This is a genomic window from Massilia sp. IC2-476 (assembly GCF_020707295.1).
Taxonomy (GTDB): Bacteria; Pseudomonadota; Gammaproteobacteria; order Burkholderiales; family Burkholderiaceae_D; genus Telluria.
In genome coordinates this window covers 81,723-101,077 of record NZ_JAJFER010000011.1, presented here as the reverse complement: position 1 = coordinate 101,077, position 19,355 = coordinate 81,723, and the positions used below count along the sequence as shown (strand labels likewise).

Annotated in this window: 17 protein-coding genes; 10 read left to right on the top strand and 7 right to left on the bottom strand. The window is 65.5% G+C overall.

What is annotated here, in order from left to right; all coding sequences use genetic code 11:
- The 4 genes from LK539_RS22900 to rpsL all read right to left on the bottom strand — a co-directional run.
- On the bottom strand, positions 1–124 hold a 124-nt coding region (locus LK539_RS22900), incomplete at its 3' end, for a GTP-binding protein (protein ID WP_227803300.1).
- Between the two features lie 90 nt (positions 125–214).
- Positions 215–2,320: an elongation factor G gene (gene fusA / locus LK539_RS22895; protein ID WP_227803378.1), complete on the bottom strand. Its 2,106-nt coding sequence runs from the start codon at positions 2,318–2,320 to the stop codon at positions 215–217.
- A 117-nt stretch (positions 2,321–2,437) separates the two neighbouring features.
- Positions 2,438–2,908: a 30S ribosomal protein S7 gene (rpsG, locus tag LK539_RS22890; RefSeq protein ID WP_159698381.1), complete on the bottom strand. Its 471-nt coding sequence runs from the start codon at positions 2,906–2,908 to the stop codon at positions 2,438–2,440.
- A 132-nt stretch (positions 2,909–3,040) separates the two neighbouring features.
- Entirely contained in the window at positions 3,041–3,427 is a 387-nt protein-coding gene (gene rpsL / locus LK539_RS22885) for a 30S ribosomal protein S12 (protein ID WP_027867278.1), read from the bottom strand.
- Positions 3,428–3,791: 364 nt separating this feature from the next.
- On the opposite strand from rpsL, the gene LK539_RS22880 reads away from it, so the two are divergent.
- Complete coding sequence (locus LK539_RS22880; RefSeq protein WP_227803377.1) at positions 3,792–5,504, top strand: phosphoethanolamine transferase; 1,713 nt, start codon at positions 3,792–3,794, stop codon at positions 5,502–5,504.
- On the opposite strand, the gene LK539_RS22875 is transcribed toward LK539_RS22880, so the two are convergent.
- Positions 5,491–6,021 carry a hypothetical protein gene (locus tag LK539_RS22875; protein ID WP_229520915.1) on the bottom strand — a complete coding sequence of 177 codons (531 nt, stop codon included), beginning with the start codon at positions 6,019–6,021 and terminating at the stop codon, positions 5,491–5,493. The two genes, LK539_RS22880 and LK539_RS22875, sit on opposite strands and share 14 nt — an antisense overlap.
- Positions 6,022–6,092: 71 nt before the next feature.
- Complete coding sequence (locus LK539_RS22870; RefSeq protein WP_227803375.1) at positions 6,093–7,067, bottom strand: hypothetical protein; 975 nt, start codon at positions 7,065–7,067, stop codon at positions 6,093–6,095.
- A gap of 157 nt (positions 7,068–7,224) precedes the next feature.
- On the opposite strand from LK539_RS22870, the gene LK539_RS22865 reads away from it, so the two are divergent.
- From LK539_RS22865 to LK539_RS22825, 9 genes are all read left to right on the top strand, one after another.
- Complete coding sequence (locus tag LK539_RS22865) at positions 7,225–9,000, top strand: YbhB/YbcL family Raf kinase inhibitor-like protein (RefSeq protein ID WP_227803374.1); 1,776 nt, start codon at positions 7,225–7,227, stop codon at positions 8,998–9,000.
- 154 nt (positions 9,001–9,154) lie between these two features.
- Complete coding sequence (locus LK539_RS22860) at positions 9,155–10,423, top strand: efflux RND transporter periplasmic adaptor subunit (RefSeq protein ID WP_227803373.1); 1,269 nt, start codon at positions 9,155–9,157, stop codon at positions 10,421–10,423.
- A 29-nt stretch (positions 10,424–10,452) separates the two neighbouring features.
- Positions 10,453–11,163: an ABC transporter ATP-binding protein gene (locus LK539_RS22855; RefSeq protein ID WP_227803372.1), complete on the top strand. Its 711-nt coding sequence runs from the start codon at positions 10,453–10,455 to the stop codon at positions 11,161–11,163.
- A gap of 12 nt (positions 11,164–11,175) precedes the next feature.
- Entirely contained in the window at positions 11,176–12,486 is a 1,311-nt protein-coding gene (locus LK539_RS22850) for an ABC transporter permease (protein WP_227803371.1), read from the top strand.
- A 26-nt stretch (positions 12,487–12,512) separates the two neighbouring features.
- Entirely contained in the window at positions 12,513–13,745 is a 1,233-nt protein-coding gene (locus LK539_RS22845; protein ID WP_227803370.1) for an ABC transporter permease, read from the top strand.
- Positions 13,746–13,771: 26 nt separating this feature from the next.
- The gene (locus LK539_RS22840; protein WP_227803369.1) at positions 13,772–15,109 is read left to right on the top strand and encodes a sigma-54 dependent transcriptional regulator; all 1,338 of its coding nucleotides are present in this window, start codon (positions 13,772–13,774) and stop codon (positions 15,107–15,109) included.
- Positions 15,106–16,476 (top strand): PAS domain-containing sensor histidine kinase, encoded by a 1,371-nt coding sequence (locus tag LK539_RS22835; RefSeq protein ID WP_227803368.1) that lies wholly within the window; start codon positions 15,106–15,108, stop codon positions 16,474–16,476. The genes LK539_RS22840 and LK539_RS22835 overlap by 4 nt, the downstream gene beginning before the upstream one ends.
- Before the next feature lie 16 nt (positions 16,477–16,492).
- The gene (locus LK539_RS22830; protein ID WP_227803367.1) at positions 16,493–17,101 is read left to right on the top strand and encodes a glutathione S-transferase family protein; all 609 of its coding nucleotides are present in this window, start codon (positions 16,493–16,495) and stop codon (positions 17,099–17,101) included.
- Positions 17,102–17,257: 156 nt separating this feature from the next.
- Positions 17,258–18,034, top strand: coding sequence for a spermidine synthase (locus LK539_RS22825; protein ID WP_227803366.1), 777 nt, complete (start codon positions 17,258–17,260; stop codon positions 18,032–18,034).
- Between the two features lie 6 nt (positions 18,035–18,040).
- On the opposite strand, the gene LK539_RS22820 is transcribed toward LK539_RS22825, so the two are convergent.
- On the bottom strand, positions 18,041–19,270 hold the full coding sequence (locus tag LK539_RS22820) for an alpha/beta fold hydrolase (protein WP_227803365.1): 1,230 nt from the start codon (positions 19,268–19,270) through the stop codon (positions 18,041–18,043).
- Between the last annotated feature and the right edge of the window lie 85 nt (positions 19,271–19,355).

The window sequence follows — 19,355 nt, the reverse complement described above, 5'->3', positions numbered from 1 at the left end:
CGCCGAACTTCTTCGACAGAACGGTTGCGATTGCAGCCGTCAGGGTGGTTTTGCCGTGGTCAACGTGACCGATGGTGCCGACGTTGACGTGCGGCTTGGTCCGTTCGAATTTTTCCTTTGCCATTTCCTATCTTCCTTTAAAAGAAACGATTTATTTGTGTTTTAAGCTTGCCTGGAAACGGACGCCAGGTGGCGCCCGTTTCCGATTGTTTTATTACTTGGCTTTCGCGGTCACGATAGCGTCGATCACGTGCTTCGGAGCTTCCGAATAGTGCTTGAACTCCATCGTGTAGGTCGCACGGCCCTGGGTCGCCGAACGCAGCGAGGTCGAGTAACCGAACATTTCCGACAGCGGGACTTCGGCCTTGATGATCTTGCCGCCGCCGCCCGGGATTTCGTCCATGCCCTGCACCATACCGCGGCGGGACGACAGGTCGCCCATCACGGAACCGGCGTAGTCTTCCGGCGTTTCCACTTCCACGGCCATCATCGGCTCGAGGATGACCGGATTCGCTTTACGGCAGCCGTCCTTGAACGCCATCGAGCCCGCCATGCGGAACGCGTTTTCGTTCGAGTCGACGTCGTGGTACGAACCGAAGGTCAGGGTGACTTTCACGTCAACCACCGGGTAACCAGCCAGCACGCCGGCGGTCAGGGTTTCGCGCACACCCTTCTCGACTGCCGGGATGTATTCGCGAGGAACCACACCGCCCTTGATGGCGTCGACGAATTCGAAGCCCTTGCCCGGCTCTTGCGGCTCGATCGACAGGACAGCGTGACCGTACTGGCCGCGACCGCCCGACTGCTTGACGAACTTGCCTTCGACGTCGGTGACTGCCTTGCGGATGGTTTCGCGGTATGCAACCTGCGGCTTGCCGACGGTTGCTTCCACGTTGAACTCACGCTTCATGCGGTCAACGATAATTTCCAGGTGCAGCTCGCCCATACCACCGATGATGGTCTGGCCCGATTCTTCGTCGGTACGCACGCGGAACGACGGGTCTTCCTGAGCCAGACGGTTCAGTGCCAGGCCCATCTTTTCCTGGTCAGCCTTGGTCTTCGGCTCGACTGCCTGCTGGATGACCGGCTCCGGGAACACCATCTTTTCGAGGATGATCGGTGCCGACGGATCGCACAGGGTCTCGCCGGTGGTTGCTTCTTTCAGGCCGACTGCTGCGGCGATGTCGCCTGCGCGGACTTCCTTGATCTCTTCACGCTGGTTGGCGTGCATCTGCAGAATACGACCGACGCGTTCCTTCTTGCCCTTGATCGGGTTGTAGACGGTGTCGCCCGAATTGATGACGCCCGAGTACACGCGGAAGAAGATCAGCTGGCCGACGAACGGGTCGGTCATGATCTTGAATGCCAGCGCAGCGAACTTCTCGCTGTCGTCAGCCTTGCGGGTGACCGGCTGGTCGTCTTCATCGGTACCACCGACCGGCGGGATGTCCACTGGCGACGGCAGGTATTCGATGACCGCGTCCAGCATTGCCTGCACGCCCTTGTTCTTGAATGCGGTGCCGCACATCATCGGGACGATTTCGCCGTTGATGGTGCGCTCGCGCAGCGCCTTCTTGATCTCGGCTTCCGACAGTTCGCCTTCTTCGAGATACTTGTTCATCAGGTCTTCCGACGCTTCAGCGGCGGTTTCGACCAGCTTCTCGCGCCACTCGTTGGCCGAAGCGACCAGCTCGGCCGGCACGTCGACGTAGTCGAACTTCATGCCCTGCGAAGCGTCGTCCCAGAGGATCGCCTTCATCTTGACCAGGTCGACCACGCCCTTGAAGTTGTCTTCGGCGCCGATCGGGATCTGCAGCGGGATCGGGTTGGCCTTCAGGCGGGCGCGCATCTGCTCGTACACCTTGAAGAAGTTCGCACCGGTACGGTCCATCTTGTTGACGAACGCCAGACGCGGAACCTTGTACTTGTTAGCCTGACGCCACACGGTTTCCGACTGCGGCTGCACGCCGCCGACTGCGCAGTAGACCATGCATGCGCCGTCCAGGACGCGCATCGAACGTTCCACTTCGATGGTGAAGTCGACGTGGCCCGGGGTATCGATGATGTTGAAGCGGTGCGGCTCGAAGTTGTTGGCCATACCCTTCCAGAAGCAGGTCGTCGCTGCCGAGGTAATGGTAATACCGCGCTCTTGCTCCTGCTCCATCCAGTCCATGGTAGCGGCGCCGTCGTGCACTTCACCGATCTTGTGGTTCACACCCGTGTAGAACAGGATGCGCTCGGTGGTCGTCGTTTTACCGGCGTCGATGTGAGCGGAAATACCGATGTTGCGGTAGCGCTCAATGGGGGTAGTGCGTGCCATAATTTTTCCTAAATCTTTGAATGGACAAAACCGGGCAACATTTTGAGGATCAAAACGCGCCCGGCCTGAACAACGGATACTGCAGGCCGCACCACCCGAAGGGGTTTGGCCATGTGCTTAGAAGCGGAAGTGCGAGAACGCCTTGTTCGCTTCTGCCATGCGGTGCACTTCGTCACGGCGCTTCATTGCGCCACCGCGCATCTCAGCCGCTTCCATCAGTTCACCACCCAGGCGTTGCGGCATGGATTTTTCGCTGCGCTTGTTTGCGGCTTCGCGCAACCAACGCATGGACAGCGCCATACGACGAACCGGACGAACTTCCACTGGCACCTGGTAGTTGGCGCCACCGACGCGGCGGGACTTGACTTCCACCATCGGCTTGGCGTTGTTGATCGCGGTCGTAAACACTTCCAGCGGGTCTTTGCCCGATTTGGACTGGATGTATTCGAACGCACCGTAGATGATGTTTTCAGCGACCGATTTTTTACCGGACAGCATCAGAACGTTGACGAACTTGGCGACATCGGTGTTGCCGAATTTTGGATCCGGCAGGATTTCGCGCTTGGGTACTTCACGACGACGTGGCATTTCAATTCCTTCCTATCTTCAGTTGAGTGCGGGGTCCGCACTCGCGAAAGACCCTCATGATCTTTCACTTACTCGGCCTTCCGGCCGGCTCAACTTAACTTTTTAATGTGACCTGTCTGTGACAGGGCAGGATTACTTCTTGGCGCCAGCTTTGGCGCGCTTTGCACCGTACTTCGAGCGAGCCTGCTTACGGTCTTTCACGCCCTGGGTATCCAGTGCGCCGCGGACCATGTGGTAACGCACACCCGGCAAGTCTTTCACACGGCCGCCGCGGATCAGGACGACGCTGTGCTCTTGCAGGTTGTGGCCTTCACCGCCGATGTACGAAATGACTTCGAAACCGTTGGTCAGGCGAACTTTAGCGACCTTACGCAGTGCCGAGTTCGGCTTCTTCGGGGTCGTGGTGTAGACACGGGTGCAAACGCCGCGCTTTTGCGGGCAGTTTTCCAGTGCCGGCGACTTGCTCTTCACAACCGCGGCTTCACGCGGCTTGCGAATCAGTTGATTGATGGTTGGCATCGTTCAAAAATCCAACAAAGTTACTACGTTGATGACCCAGGCCGGTGTTGCGCTGGCCCGGGGACTGAAACCTAGTCCCGGATTCTCCCCCACAGCAGAGGCGACGAAAGCCACTCACCGAAGGAGCGGCCGCGAATGCGTATACCATGTGCAGAATAAATCGAGAACTCGCGAGTATAGACCCGATGCGCAAGTGGGTCAACCGCTTTGCCCGCCGGTCAAGCCCGCGGCCGGGGTTAACGGCGGTTTACCGTGGCAGATGTGGCAAGCTTGCGACAAACCAGCCTGGTTCGATGCTGGCAAGACAGTGTATTTCCGGCGATAAAGACGGGATAATAGCCGATTTCCCCGCCAACCGAGCCGAATGTCCCGCCTCCTGCGTCCCGCCAACCTCTACCTGCTGCTGAGCTATGCGCTGCTCTCGAGCATGCCCTTCGCCGCCCGCCTGCTGGGCACGGGCGGCGCGCAGGACGGCAGTGCCTGGCAGCTGTTCGGCGCCGGCATTTTCTCCTGGATCGCGGCCTGGGCCCTGTGCAAGCGGCCGGCCTGGTTCCACTGGGCCCTGCTGCCGGCCTTCCTGGCGCTGCCGGTCGAGCTCTACCTGCTTGTCTATTATGGACAGGGCATCTCGACCCACCACCTCGGCGTCATCGCCGAGACCAGTCCCAGCGAGGCGCTGGAATTCCTGGGCGGGAAAGCCTGGCTGCTGGGCGCCGTGCTGCTGGGGGTGCTGCTGTGGTTCGGTTCGACCTGGGCGGTGGCCTGGCGCAGCCGCGATTTCGACTGGGCCGACCGCTCGCGCTGGGCGGTCCTGGCAGCGCTCGGCGCCTGCGCGGTGGCGCTGGCCTGGCCGTCCCTGCCCGGCTGGGCCAGGCCGCCGGTCGACCTGGCGCTGGTCTCCCGCTCCTGGCCTTTCGGCCTGAGCGCGCGCGGCGTCGACTTCTATAAGGAGCGGGTCTACCTGGCCGAGCTGAACCGGCGCAGCGCCGCCTTCCGTTTCCATGCGACGCAGTCGGGCGACGAGCACGGCCCCCAGGTCGTGGTGCTGGTGCTGGGCGAATCCTCGCGCTTCGACCGCTGGAGCCTGAACGGCTACACGCGCGAGACCAATCCGCTGCTCGGCAAGGAAGACAATCTGGTCATGCTGAAGGACGTGATCACGCCGGTGTCGGCCACGCGCCTGTCGGTCCCGGTGATCATCTCGCGCAAGCCCGCGATGCAGAGCCTGAAGGACGGCTTCTCGGAAAAATCCTTCCTTTCGGCCTTCAAGGAAGCCGGCTTCAAGACCTTCTGGATCTCGAACCAGGTCTCGTTCGGCAAGTTCGACACCCCGGTGTCGGTGTTCGCACAGGAGGCCGACGAGGTCCTGTTCCTGAACCTGGGCGGCGTTTCGGGCGCCTCCAACCTGGACGCGGTGCTGCTCGACCCGCTGCGGCGCGCAGTCGCCGATCCGGCCCAGAAAGTGCTGGTGGTGCTGCACACCCTGGGCAGCCACTGGAATTACGGCCACCGCTACCCAAAGGAATTCGACCGCTGGCTCCCGTCGCTCCAGCAGATGGAGAAGCCCAATTACACCGACCCGCGCATCGAACCGCAGATCAACAACAGCTACGACAGCGCCATCCTGTACACCGACTGGTTCCTGGCCAACGTGATTGGTGTGCTGAAGGACAGCGGCCTGCCGGCCTCCATGCTGTACGTGGCCGACCATGGCCAGACGCTATACGACAAGTCGTGCACGCTGGGCTTCCACGGCCACAACACGCAGTACGAATTCCACGTGCCGGCCTTTGTCTGGTATTCAGGCAGCTATGGCGAGCGCTTCCCGGACAAGGTCGCGCAGCTGCGCCGCCACCGCGGCGCCCGGCTCTCGACCGAGAACATGTTCCACACCCTGCTCGACATGGCCGACATCCGCTACCCCGGCGAGCAGCTCGACCGCAGCTTCGTCAACCCGGCGCTGAAGCGCCACAAGCGCTACGTCGACAGCTACGGCTGGACCGACTACGACGACGCCACCATGCGCGGCGACTGCCGCGAGGTGATCGCGAACGGCAAGCCGCTCAAGCGGCGTTGACGGCAGCCGGCTCCGGCTCCGCCAGGTGCGTGCTCAACCAGCGCGCCACCTCGGCCGCCCTACCCTCGATGCGGGCGCCGAAGCCCTGGGTAGACAGCAGGGCGATGCCGTTCGGTTCGCGCAGCACGCCCGGTTTGAGCACCGGCGCACCGCTTGTAGTGTCGATGCGGAAGGCATCCAGCTTGCCGGCCAGGATGCGCGCCAGCACCAGGTTATGCGAGGACACCAGCACCAGGTCGCGCTCGCACAGCGCTTCCAGCACTGCAGCGGCGGCGGACACCGATTCCAGGTGGTTGGTGCCGCGGAAGACCTCGTCGATCAGGCAGATGCCGGCCGTGCGGCGGCCGGCTTCCAGCAGTTCGCGCGCCCGGCGCAGCTCCGACATATAGAGACTTTCGCCGCCCAGCAGCGAATCCTCGTTCTGCATGCTGGCGCGCACCGGCAGCGCCGGCAGGCGCGCCTCTCTCGCGTAGCAGAAGCCGAAGGCGCGCGCCGCGACCAGGTTCAGGCCCACCATGCGTAAAAATGTACTCTTGCCCGAGGCGTTCTGGCCGGAGATGAAGGCGCCCTGCCCGTCCAGGCCAACCGTCAGCGGGCTGGCCCGTCCATCAGCGGGTGGATGCCGTCCGCCAGCACCAGGGCGCGCGGCGCCGAGCGCTCGGCCCAGCACCAGTGCGCCCGGGTGCGCAGGTGGCGCGCCAGCGTGACGTCGGCTTCCAGTTCGGCCCCCTGCAGGTAGCAGGCACGCAGGAAGTCGCGCGACGCCTCCACGATGCGGATGGTCTTCCAGTAGCGGCTGACGTTATGGGCAGCGAACCAGTTCAGGTAGGCGTCGCCGCCGGGGATCATGCGCAGCAGCAGCGGGCGCGCCAGGCGCTTATGCAGGCGCGTCGCTTCCATACGCGCTTCAACGAAAGCTTCCAGCAGCGGGCCGCCCAGCTGCGCCAGCGCGTGGCTGCCGGCCAGGAGCGCATTCAGGCTCTCCAGCGTGTTCTTCCAGGCGTCGATGCGGTGGTGGTAGCGAATCTGCAGCGCCATCAGGGGCGCGACCGCGGCCAGCGTGGCGATCCAGCCGAGCGGCTGGGTAATCAGCAGGCCGAGCGAGAGCAGCAGGAACAGCGGCAGCGCCCATAGCCATCGGACCCATGCCGGCGCCTGCGGCAACGCCTCGTCGCCGAACAGCAGGCCCGCGACCTCGGTTTCGGCATGGCGCAGCGGGCGCAGCGCCATAGTCAGGGCGTCGAGCCGCGCCGGATCGTCCAGCAGTCCACGCAGGCGTCCCGTCAGGGCGGCGCAGTCGGCGTCACCCAGCCCGGCGCGCAGGCGCCGATGCAGCATCTGGCGGCCAAAGATGCTGCTGCCCTGCGCCAGCCGCTCTTCCCAGTCTTCCAGCAGCAGATCGTGCCAGGTCTGGTCGTCGAGCGCGGTATCGGGGTCTGCGCCTGCGCGGTGCAGGCGGCCGATTTCCTCGGGCGTGAAGAAGTGCGCCGGCGGCTCGCGATCGGCGGCGGGATTGAGACGGTCGGGGAGAAGACGCAGGAGCGAAGCAGGGATGGCGGGCATACGGTGATCGTAACAGCCACCCTGCCCGTGAATGTTCAAGCTTTGTCACGCAGCGGCGTCGAACTGCGTTCGTTCCCCCACATACAGACGAGTCCGGAAATGTCAGGATGAGTGAGCACAAGTATCCCTATAACGAATGACAAGAAAGGACCGCTTCATGAAACGCGTTCTCACCACGACGGTGCTGGCCATGGCAGTTGGCAGCGCCTGCGCCCAGCAGGGCGACGGCACCCGCGCCAGCGCCACCGCCAACGTCTTCAAGCCCGCCAAGGTGGAAGCGACGCCGGAGCGCATGAAGGGCATCCGCGCGCCCCAGGGCTTCACGGTCACGCCCTTCGCCACCGGCCTGAAGAACGTCCGCATCATCGCGGTGGCGCCGAACGGCGACATCTATGTGAGCCGGCGCGACCAGGGCGACGTGCTGCTGCTGAAGGATGCCAACGGCGACGGCAAGGCTGATGGCGCGCCGTTGGAGGTGGCCAACCGCGCCGGCGCCCACGGCATGGCGATCAAGGACAACAAGTTCTATCTCGTCACCGTCAAGGAACTGTTCGTGGCCGACATCCGGCCCGATGGCCGCCTCGGCGAACTCAAGCTCCTGCTGGGCGACCTGCCGGATTCGGGCCAGCACCCGAACCGCACCATCGCGGTCGGCCCCGACGGCATGCTGTATATCACCGTGGGCAGCACCTGCAATGCCTGCAACGAGAGCAATCCCGAGAACGCCACCATCCTGCGCGTCTCGCCGGACGGCCAGCAGCGCAGCATCTGGGCCTCCGGGCTGCGCAATACCATCGGCTTCGACTGGCATCCGCAGACCGGCGAGCTGTGGTCCTTCGACCATGGCATCGACTTCCTCGGCGACGAGCAGCAGCAGGAAGAGATCAACAAGATCGAGATGGGCAAGATGTACGGCTGGCCGCACGTCTACGGCGCCGGCGAGATTTACCCGCAGAGCACCCCGGTGGGCGAGATCAAGAAGGAAGAATGGAAGGCGCGGAGCACGCCGATGGTGCTGGGCTACACCGCCCATGCGGCGCCGATGCAGATGGTGTTCGGCCATCGCGGCGGCTTCCCGGCGCAATACAGCGGCGACGCGTTCGTCACCATGCGCGGTTCCTGGAACCGCGCCCAGGCCTCGGGCTACGAGATCGTCCGGGTGCGCTTCGCGGGTGGCCAGCCGAAGTCGGTCGAGCCCTTCGTCACCGGCTTCCTGACCGATGGCGGAAAAACCCACATCGCCCGCCCGGTCGGCCTGGCCTGGGCCAAGGACGGCTCGCTGCTGATGGCGGACGACGGCAACGGCGTCATCTACCGCATCGCTCACAGCGCCGGCAAGCCCGGCAACCTGACTGCGATGGCCCCGGCGGCCGCGATGCAGCAGCAGGCCAACAAGGGCAATGGCGTGCCGCTGGCGAACAAGCGTCCCGAGACCCAGTCGCAGGGCACGCTCACGGTCAGCTCACCCAGCTTCAAGGCGAACGCCGCGATGGACCAGAAATACAGCGAGTATGCCGATGGCGTCTCGCCGGCCCTGGCCTGGCGCGCCGTGCCGAACGCGAAGTCCTACGCCATCGTCATGGAAGACCCGGACGCGAAGCCGGTCACGCCGTTTGTGCACTGGCTGGCCTGGAACATCCCGGCGAACGTCACCAGCCTGCCGGAAGGCCTGCAGGAACAGCCGCGCCTGACCGATCCGGAAGGCGTGCTCCAGGGCCGCAACACGCGCGGCTCGATGGGTTATTTCGGGCCGAAGCCGCCGGTGGGCGACAAGCCGCACCACTACCACTTCCAGGTATATGCGCTCGACACCATGCTGGATGTGCCGTTCGGCGCCGACCGCGACCAGCTGCTGCAGGCGATGCAGGGCCATGTGATCGGCAAGGGCGAGATCGTGGGCACCTACGCGCAGAAGCAGAAACCGCCAAAGTGAAGACCGGGTGTCCGGCCGGACTGTCCGTCATATGTATTGACGGACAGTCCGGACACCGGACGCAGCAATAACATTCTCAGCAAAATCAAGCACTTGGTGCTTGGCACGGATTGTGCATTGACAACATCGTCCAATGTTGTCACTAGAAGATGCCATGATCCGCGATACCTCACACCAAGACGCCGTCCTCACTCCGGCACCGGTCCACAAGCTCAAGCGCCGTGCGCTATGGGTAGGCGGCGCGGTTGCCATTCTCAGCGTCAGCGCCGCCGTGTTCGGCGCCTGGACCAGCAGCGATCACTCCGTCAGCGAAGCCAGGTTGCGCATCGCCGAAGTCACCCGCGGCACCCTGGTGCGCGACGCCTCGGTCAACGGCCGCATCGTGGCCGCCGTCAGCCCGACCCTGTATTCGACCGCACCAAGCACCGTCAACCTGAAGGTCGCCGCCGGCGACACCGTCAAGAAGGGCGACGTGCTGGCCGTGCTGGAGTCGCCCGACCTGACCGATGAACTCAAGCGCGAGACCTCGAGCTACGAGCAGCTCAAGGCCGAGGTGGCGCGCCAGCAGATCCTGGCGCGCAAGCAGAAGCTGCTGGCCAAGCGCGATGCCGACACCGCCGAGATCGACCGCCTGTCGGCCCAGCGCACCCTGGAGCGCTACGAGAGCGTGGCCCAGGTGGGCATCATCGCCAAGATCGACTACCAGCGCGCCAAGGACGCCCTGAGCTCGGCCGAGATCCGCGCCCGCCACGCTTCGCAGGCCGCCGGCCTGGAAAGCGACGACGTCCAGCTGGCCCTGAAGACCAAGATCAACGAGCTGGAACGCCAGCGTCTGTCGCTGGCCAACGCCCAGCGCCGCGTCGACGAGCTGACCGTGCGCGCGCCGGTCGACGGTTTCATCGGCACCCTGAACGTCCAGAACCGCATGGTGGTCGCCGCCAACGCGCCCCTGATGACCCTGGTCGACCTGTCCAAGCTCGAAGTCGAGGTCGAGGTTCCGGAAACCTATGTGGCCGACATCGGCCTCGGCATGAACGCCGAGATCACCCTGCCGAGCGGGAAAGCGACCGGCAAGCTGTCGGCGCTGTCGCCGGAAGTGGTGCGCAACCAGGTGCTGGCGCGCGTGCGCTTCGACGGTGAGCAGCCCAAGGGCCTGCGCCAGAGCCAGCGCGTGACCGCACGCCTCCTGATCGAAGAGAAGCCGAACGTGGTGATGCTGCCGCGCGGGCCTTTCGTCGAGAGCGAAGGCGGACGCCATGCCTACGTGGTGCGTGACGGCATCGCCGTGCGCACCCCGGTACAGCTGGGCGCCACCAGCATTTCCGCCGTCGAGATCCTGTCGGGCGTGAAGCCCGGCGACAAGGTCGTCATCGCCGGCACCGACAGCTTCAACAACGCCGAGCGCGTCTCCATCAACCGCTGAACAAGACCAACAGAAACTAGGAGAATCCCATGCTGCGCATGACCAACCTGAGCAAGGTGTACCGCACCCACATGATCGAGACCCACGCGCTGCGCGGCTTCGAGATCGAAGTCAAGCCGGGCGAGTTCGTCACCGTGACCGGTCCTTCCGGTTCCGGCAAGACCAGCTTCCTGAACATCGCCGGCCTGCTGGAGGAATTCACCTCGGGCGAGTACATCCTGGACGGCGTCAACGTCAAGGGCCTGGACGACAGCGCCCGCTCGCGCCTGCGCAACGAAAAGCTGGGCTTCATCTTCCAGGGCTTCAACCTGATCCCCGACCTGAACCTGTTCGACAATGTCGACGTCCCCCTGCGCTACCGCGGTTTCAACGCCAAGGAGCGCAAGGAGCGCATCGAGGACGCGCTGTCGAAAGTCGGCCTGGCCTCGCGCATGAAGCACTACCCAGCCGAGCTGTCCGGCGGCCAGCAGCAGCGCGTCGCGATCGCACGCGCGCTGGCCGGTAGTCCGAAGCTGCTGCTGGCCGACGAACCGACCGGTAACCTCGATACGCAAATGGCGCGCGGCGTGATGGAGCTGCTGGAAGAGATCAACGCGGCCGGCACCACCATCCTGATGGTGACCCACGACCCGGAACTGGCGGTGCGCACCCACCGCAACGTGCACATCATCGACGGCCAGGTCTCGGACCTGGTGCGCAAGGGCCCGACCCTGGTCGACAAGGCCACCGCCAACGCATAAGGACGCCCAGCCATGTTCTCCTACTACTTCAAGCTGGGCGTGCGCAGCCTGCGCCGCAACCCGGCCCTGACCGCCCTGATGGTGCTGACCCTGGCCATCGGCGTGGCCGCCAGCGTTTCCACGCTCACCATCCTGCACATGATGTCGGGCGACCCGATCCCCGAAAAGAGCGACCGCCTGTTCGTGCCGCACGTGGACAACGGCCCGGTCGAAGGCTGGGTGCCGAGCGACGGCCCCAACGACGACCAGCTGGGCTATATCGACAGCATGAACTTCCTCAAGAGCGGCCAGGGCGAGCGCCGCACTGCCATGTACGGCATGCAGCGCCCGATCGAACCGCCGCGCACCGACATCCCGGCCTTCAATGCCAGCGGCATCGCACCGACCCGCGACTTCTTCGCGATGTTCAAGGTGCCCTTCTTGCATGGCCAGCCGTGGACGGAAGGGGACGACCAGCGCGGCGCCGACGTCGTGGTGCTGGGCCGCGAGACCTCCGAAAAGCTGTTCGGGGAAGCCAGCCCGGTCGGCAAGCAGCTGCGCATCGGCGGCTTCCCCTACACCGTGGTCGGCGTGATCGATAAATGGAATCCGCTGCCGCGCTACTACAAGCTGATCGGCGGCAGCCGCTTCGGCCAGGGAGAGGAATTCATCATTCCCTTCGCGAACGCGATCCGCCACGAGATGTCCCACTCCGGCAACATGAACTGCAGCGCCAACCGCGACCCGGGCTTTGCCAACCTCCTGACTTCGGAATGCACCTGGATCCAGTTCTGGTTCGAGACCCGTAGCGCTTCCGACCGCGCCGAGCTGCAGTCCTGGCTCGACAACTATGCGAACGACCAGCGCAAGCTGGGCCGCCTGAAGCGCAACGCGCCGAACAAGCTGTACAACGTGATGGAATGGATGGAAGAGTTGAAGGTCGTCGGCAACGACAGCAAGCTGCAGGCCTGGCTGGCGTTCGGCTTCCTGATCCTGTGCCTGGTGAACACCATCGGCCTGCTGCTGGCGAAGTTCTCGGTGCGCGCCGCCGAGATCGGCGTGCGCCGGGCCCTCGGCGCCTCGCGCAGCGACGTATTCAAGCAGTTCCTGATCGAGACCGGCGTGGTCGGCCTGGTCGGCGGGGTGCTCGGCCTGGTGCTGGCCTTCGGCGCGCTGGCGCTGATCGGCATGCAGAGCAAGGGCATGGCGACCATCGCCCGCATGGACTGGGAAATGCTGATCCTGACCTTCATCATGTCGATCGCCGCCGCCCTGCTGGCCGGCCTGCTGCCGACCTGGCGCGCCTGCCAGGTGACGCCGGCGATCCAACTCAAATCGCAGTAATGTCCTGACAACTACGAGACACCAACATGGAAATCCGTCCCATCTTTTCCGCCCTGCTGCGGAGTAAAACCGGTCCGATCCTGGTCGCGCTGCAGGTCGGCCTGAGCCTGGGCATCCTGGCCAATGCCCTGCACATCGTCGAGGAGCGGCGCGCCGTGGCGGCACGTCCGTCCGGACTGCTGGATGAAGCCTCCACCTTCTACTTCACGGTGCGCAACCTGAACACCGACGGCCCGGAGCAGATGCTGGCCACGATCAAGCGCGAGACCGACATCCTGCGCGCGGTGCCGGGCGTGGTCTCGGTGGCGCAGGTGTCGCAGATGCCGCTGTCGCGCAGCGGCAGCAACAACAGCGTCGCTGTCGACCAGCGCCAGGAGCGCGAGACCGCGGTCGCCTCGCAGTACGTGTCGGGCGATTCGCTGGTCAAGACCTTCGGCCTGAAGCTGGTCGAGGGACGCGACTTTGCACCGGGCGAGATCGTCGATGTCAACGAGAACGAGCAGCGCGAGCTGCCCAAGCAGGTGCTCGTCACCAAGGCGCTGGCCGACAAGATGTGGCCGGGCGCCTCGGCGATCGGCAAGCCGGTCTGGTTCGGCACCGGCCCGAGCGCACTGTCCTCGCAGGTGGTGGGAGTGGTCGAGCGCCTGCAATCGGCCCATGGCGAAGTGGGCGAGCGCGGCGAATTCGCCACCATCGTCCCGGCCCGCCTGTACGGCACGCCCGGCAACCTGTATGCGCTGCGCACCGAAGCCGGCCAGCGCGACCGCGTGATGAAGGAAGCGGAAGAAGCGCTGCGCAAGTCCTCGGCGACCCCGCTCATCCTGCAGGCCAAGACGGTCGAGGAAGACCGCAAGAACCGCTACCGCCAGGACGTCGCGCTGTCGTGGATGCTGATCGCGGTGAGCGTGCTGCTGCTCCTGGTCACCTGCAGCGGCATCGTCGGCATGGCCAGCCTGTGGGTCACCCAGCGCCGCAAGCAGATCGGCGTGCGCCGCGCCCTCGGCGCCCGCAAGCTCGACATCCTGCGCTACTTCATCATGGAGAACTTCATGATCACCAGCGCCGGCGTGTTCGGCGGCGTGCTGGTCGGCCTGAGCCTGAATCACCTCCTGGTGACGAAGCTCGAGATGACGCGCCTGCCGGCGCACTACCTGATCGGCGGCGCGGTGGTGTTCTGGGCGCTCGGCATCCTGGCGGCCTACGGACCGGCATGGCGCGCGGCCAGCATCTCGCCGGCGACGGCAACGCGTAGTGCCTGACAGAAACCAGTGCTAAACTTGCCGTCATGCCCACTGTATTGATCATCGACGACAACGCCGCGGTCACGATCGCGCTCGAGGTCCTGTTCTCCCTCCACGACATCGCCTCGCTGCGCGCGGCCTCGCCCGAGGAAGGACTGGAGGTGCTCGGGCGCGAACACGTGGACCTGGTCATCCAGGACATGAACTTCACGCTCGAGACCACCTCGGGCGAAGAAGGCGTGGCGCTGTTCCGCGAGATCCGCAAGCGCCATCCGGACCTGCCGGTGATCCTGCTGACCGCCTGGACCCACCTCGACGCCGCGGTGGAACTGATCAAGGCCGGCGCCGCCGACTACCTGTCCAAGCCTTGGAACGACGAACGCCTGCTCACCACGGTCACCAACCTGATCGAGCTGGGCCAGGCCAACCGCGCCCTGAACCAGCGCCTGCAGCGCGAACGCAAGGCCAAGCGTGAGCTGGAGCAGAACTTCGACCTGCGCAACCTGGTGTGGCAGGACCCGGCCACCGAACGCGTGCTCACCCTGGCCTGCCAGGTGGCGCGCGCCGACGTGCCGGTCCTGATCACGGGCCCGAACGGCACCGGCAAGGAGCGCATCGCCGAGATCATCCAGGCCAACTCGCAGGTGGCCGATGGCCCCTTCGTGGTGCTCAACTGCGGCGCCCTGCCCTCGGAGCTGATCGAGGCGGAACTGTTCGGGGCCGACGCCGGCGCCTACACCGGCGCCTCGAAAGCGCGGGAAGGCAAGTTCGAGGCGGCCGACGGCGGCACCCTGTTCCTCGACGAGATCGGCAACCTGCCGCTGGCCGGCCAGATGAAGCTGTTGCGCGTGCTGGAAACCGGACGCTTCGAGCGCCTCGGCTCCAACCGCGAGCGCCAGGTCAAGGTGCGCGTGATCAGCGCCACCAATGCGGACCTCGGCGCCATGATCCGCGCCGGGACCTTCCGCGAAGACCTGTTCTACCGCCTGAACGTGATCGAGCTGCGCCTGCCGCCGCTCGCGGCCCGCCCGGGCGACATCCTGCCGCTGGCGCTCTCCTTTTTGCGCGGGAAGACCCTGCATCCGGCTGCGCAAGCCGCGCTGCTGGCCCATACCTGGCCCGGCAACGTGCGCGAACTGAAGAACGTGATGGCGCGCGCCAGCCTGCTGGCGCAAGGCGACATCATCAAGGCGCCGGATCTCGGCCTGCCCCTCGCCGCGGCGGCGGTGCAGTCGGGCGACGCGGAACCCGACCGCGACGCCATCGTGCAGGCACTGGCGCGCGCCGGCGGCGTGGTGTCCCAGGCATCCACGGAGCTGGGCCTGTCGCGCCAGGCCCTGTACCGGCGCATGGAACGGCTCGGCATCGCCAGGCCGACATGAGCGCGGAGGAGCGCCGCGGGTTTCGCCTCTCGCTGGTCACGCGCTGGTCGGCCCTGGTCGGCACCCTGCTCGCCCTCGGCATCCTGATCGCGCTCGGCCTGGACCACTTCTTCCCCGGACAACCGGTCCTGGTCTTCCTGGCCTGCCTGGCGGCGATCGTCCCGATCGCCATCATCACCATCCGCTCCCAGATCCAGCCGATCCTGTCGCTGTTCCGCGCCTTAGAGGGCACGGTGACGAGCTACCGCGACGGCGACTTTTCCTTCAGCCTGCACTGGCCGCAGAACGACGAGCTGGCCGACCTGATCGCCGCCCACAATGCACTCGGCCAGGTGCTGCGCGAGCAGCGCCTCGGCCTGGTCCAGCGCGAGCTGCTGCTCGACACCATGGTGCAGAACACGCCGGTGGCCATGCTCCTGATTACCGATTTCGCCAGCAACACCGGCACCATCGTCTACGCCAACCTGGCGGCGCGCCAGCTGCTGTCGGAAGGCCGCAAGCTCGAAGGCCACGCGCTGGGCGCCGTGCTGGAAACCGCCTCGCCGGCCCTGAAGGAAGCGCTGGCGCGCGGCGGCGACGGCCTGTTCACCGCCGGCGAGTCGGAAGAAGAAGAGGTCTATCACCTGGCGCGAAGCGCCTTCACCCTGAACGGCCGGCGCCACGAACTGCTGCTGTTGCGCCACCTCACCACCGAACTGCGGCGCCAGGAGGTGCAGACCTGGAAAAAGGTGATCCGCGTGATCAGCCATGAGCTGAACAATTCGCTCGCGCCCTTGGCATCGCTCGCGCACTCGGGCACGGAACTGGTGCGGCGCGGCCAGACCGAGCGCCTGCCGCAGATCCTGCAGACCATCGGCGAGCGCACCCGCCATCTGGAGACTTTCATCCTCGGCTACGCGCGCTTCGCCAAGTTGCCCACGCCGCGCCTGGAAGCGGTGCCCTGGGGCGCCTTTGTCGGCCGGCTGGCCGACCAGGTGGCCTTCCGCCAGCTTGGCGAACTGCCCCAGGAAGCTGCCTGGATCGATGCCGCCCAGATGGAGCAGGCCCTGCTCAACCTGCTCAAGAACGCCCATGAATCCGGGTCAAGTCCCGACGCCGTCGAGCTGCAGGTGCGGCGCGTGCAGGACGCCATCCGCATCGACGTGCTGGACCGCGGCACCGGCATGAGCGAGGCCGTGCTCACCAATGCGCTGGTGCCCTTCTATTCCACCAAGCGCAGCGGCACCGGGCTCGGGCTGGCGCTGGCGCGCGAGATCGCCGAAGCCCACGGCGGCCGCATCCTGCTGTCGAACCGCGACGGCGGCGGCCTGGCCGTCACCCTCATCCTTCCAGCGCTGCCGGCGGCGCCCGGCATGCCGCCACCATGACCAAGAAAGGACGCATATGCTGAAGATCATCGGCAAGGACACGTCGATCAACGTACGCAAGGTGCTGTGGACCTGCATGGAACTCGGCCTGCCTTTCGAACGCGAGGACTGGAACGCGCAGCACGCCGGCCTGAACCCGAATGCGCTGGTGCCGGTGCTGGTGGACGAAGGCTTCGTGCTGTGGGAATCGAACACGATCTGCCGCTACCTCTGCAACCGCTACGGCGAGCAGGGCGAAGGCGCCCTGCTGCCGGCCGGGCCACGCGACCGCGCCCGCGTCGAGCAATGGATGGACTGGCAGGCCACCGACCTGAACACGGCCTGGCGCTACGCCTTCATGGCGCTGGTCCGGGGCAGCGCCGCGCACCGCGACGCGGCCCAGATCGAAGCCAGCATCGCCGCGTGGAACCGCCACATCGGCATCCTCGACGCCCAGCTGCGCGCCACCGGCGCCTATGCCGCGGGCAGCAGCTTTACCCTGGCGGACGTAGTGCTCGGCCTGTCGGTCAACCGCTGGATGATGACGCCGATGGACCGGCCGGACCTGCGCCACGTGGCGGCCTATTACGACTGCTTGGGCGAACGCCAGGGCTTCCGCGAGTTCGGGCGCAACGGCGTCGCGTAGGGGGTAATCTAGTTCAGTAGACTAGATTACGGTCCAGTGGACCAGATCACGCTCTGCCGACCGCGCGTTCAACTCCCGGACGCATTGTGGCAGCGCCCGTTCCGATTGGACGCGCGGTCGGCGAAGCCGACCACCCTACGGTATCATTCGGCTGCCATGCCCCCTTCCTACGCCCGCATCGATCCCCGTTTCGCCCAGCCCGGCCACCCGCCCGCCACCATCGACGAATTCGATGGCGTGCGCTTCCTGCACCTGGGCACCTCCTGGGTGCAGGGCGCCATGCGCCTGTCGAAACCGGATGCGATCGAACTCGAATACGTCCAGATGATGATGATGTGGACGCTGTTCATCCAGGACCCGCGCCGCATCGTCCAGCTGGGACTGGGCAGCGCGGCATTGACCAAGTTCTGCTACCGGCGCTTCCCGCAGGCGCGCGTGACGACTGCCGAGCTCAATCCGAACGTGATCGCGATCTGCCGTGCGCTGTTCGGCCTGCCCGAGAACGACGGCCGGCTGGACGTGCGCGAAATGAATGCGCTCGACTTCGTGCTCGATGCCGGCAACCACGGCCAGGTCGACGTGCTGCAGGTCGACCTCTACGACCACGACGCGCGCGGCCCGGTGCTCGATTCGCACGAGTTCTACCAGGGCTGCCACGACTGCCTGAAGGAGGACGGGATCATGACCGCCAACGTGTTCGGCGACGTCAGCAGCTACGACAAGAACCTGCTCACCATGCAGCAGGTGTTCGACGCCGTGGTCTGGCTGCCCGAGGTGCACGACGCGAACATCGTAGTCCTGGCCTTCAAGAACGCGCCGCAGCTGGATTTCTCGCTGCTGTACGAACGCGCCGGCGAGATCCGTCGCCATCTCAACCTGCCGGCCAAGAAGTGGGTCGATGGGCTCAAGGAGTGGATGCGCGACCACGCATAGCGCGCTTCAGCGCGCCATCGCGCCCTCGGCCTTGGCCAGGTTGGCGCGGTAGCCCGCCAGCACCTTGTCGCCCTTGCCCTGCGCCTCGGCCAGCGTGATCGCCTTCATGAACTGCAGCCTGGCCTCCAGCGGCTTGCCCGTCGCCAGCAGTACTTCGCCGTAGCTGTCCTGCATGTTGTCCGAGGTGTTGAAGCGGCTGGCGCCTGCGCGCATCAGGCGCTCCGCCAGCACCGGCTGCTTGCGCGCTCCGAGCAGCTCGTAGCCCAGACGGTTGGCATCCCATTCCGAGAGGCCGCTCGCTTCCAGCGCCGCCACCATCGCCGCATCGGAACCGCCCAGCTCCAGATGACGCAGCAACCCGGCGCGCGCCTGTTCGCGCTCGCGCTTGACGCGCACGCCTTCAGCAGCGGCGATCACGCCCTCGACCGCCGCCACGACCAGTTGCGGCTGCTCCTGGTGGATGTTGTGGCCGCTCTCGGCGGTCACGATGTGGCTGCCGTTGCTGAAGTTGCGGAAGAAGCGTTCGTGCAGCCCGCGCCACACCTGCACCGCTGCCGGGGTTTCGAGGAAGAGCTGCGGCTGCTCGCGCTTCTGCACCGAGGTCAGGACCGCCACCGGCACGTCGGGCAGCGCGCCGGCGAAGGGCAGCTTGCCGGTCTCCAGCACCGCCTGCACGCTGCGCAGCTCGGGGTGGAACCTGGGCGGCATGAACTGCTCGGTGAGCTTGGTGTCCTTGTCGACGGCGGCGCTATCGAGCTTGCGCAGCTCGACATTGAATTGCTCGTCGCTCGGATCGACGAAGACCATGCCCGCCACCTGCTCCGGGTGGCGCGCGGCGTAGCTGCGGATCAGGAAGCCGCCATAGGAATGCCCGACCAGCACAAAGGGCGGCTTGAGATCCAGCTTGGCGATCAGCTGTTCCAGTTCATTGGTGCGCGCCGCGATGGTCGGCGCCTCCGGGCGCGGATCCGAGTTGCCGTGCCCCGCACGCGAGTAGCTCATCAACTTCGCCGACTTGGCCAGGGGGAGCGTCACCCTGCTCCAGACGTCCTTGTTGCGCCCAAAGCCCGCTTCCAGGATCACCGTGTAGCGGCCCGAACCCGCTGTCCCCGCTTCCACCCGGTAGTCGCCGACCTTGATGGTGTCCGATGGGACCGACGCATGGGTCGGACCGGACAGTGCGAACGCGAGCAGGGCGGCGGCCATACGGCCGTGAAGGGCAAATGCATGCGTCAATCGATGCTCCAGAAGTGGCGGCCATCGGCCGGAAACCCATTGTAGGCAAGGCTTGCGAGGCTGAAAAAGCCAATTTGGTATGCAC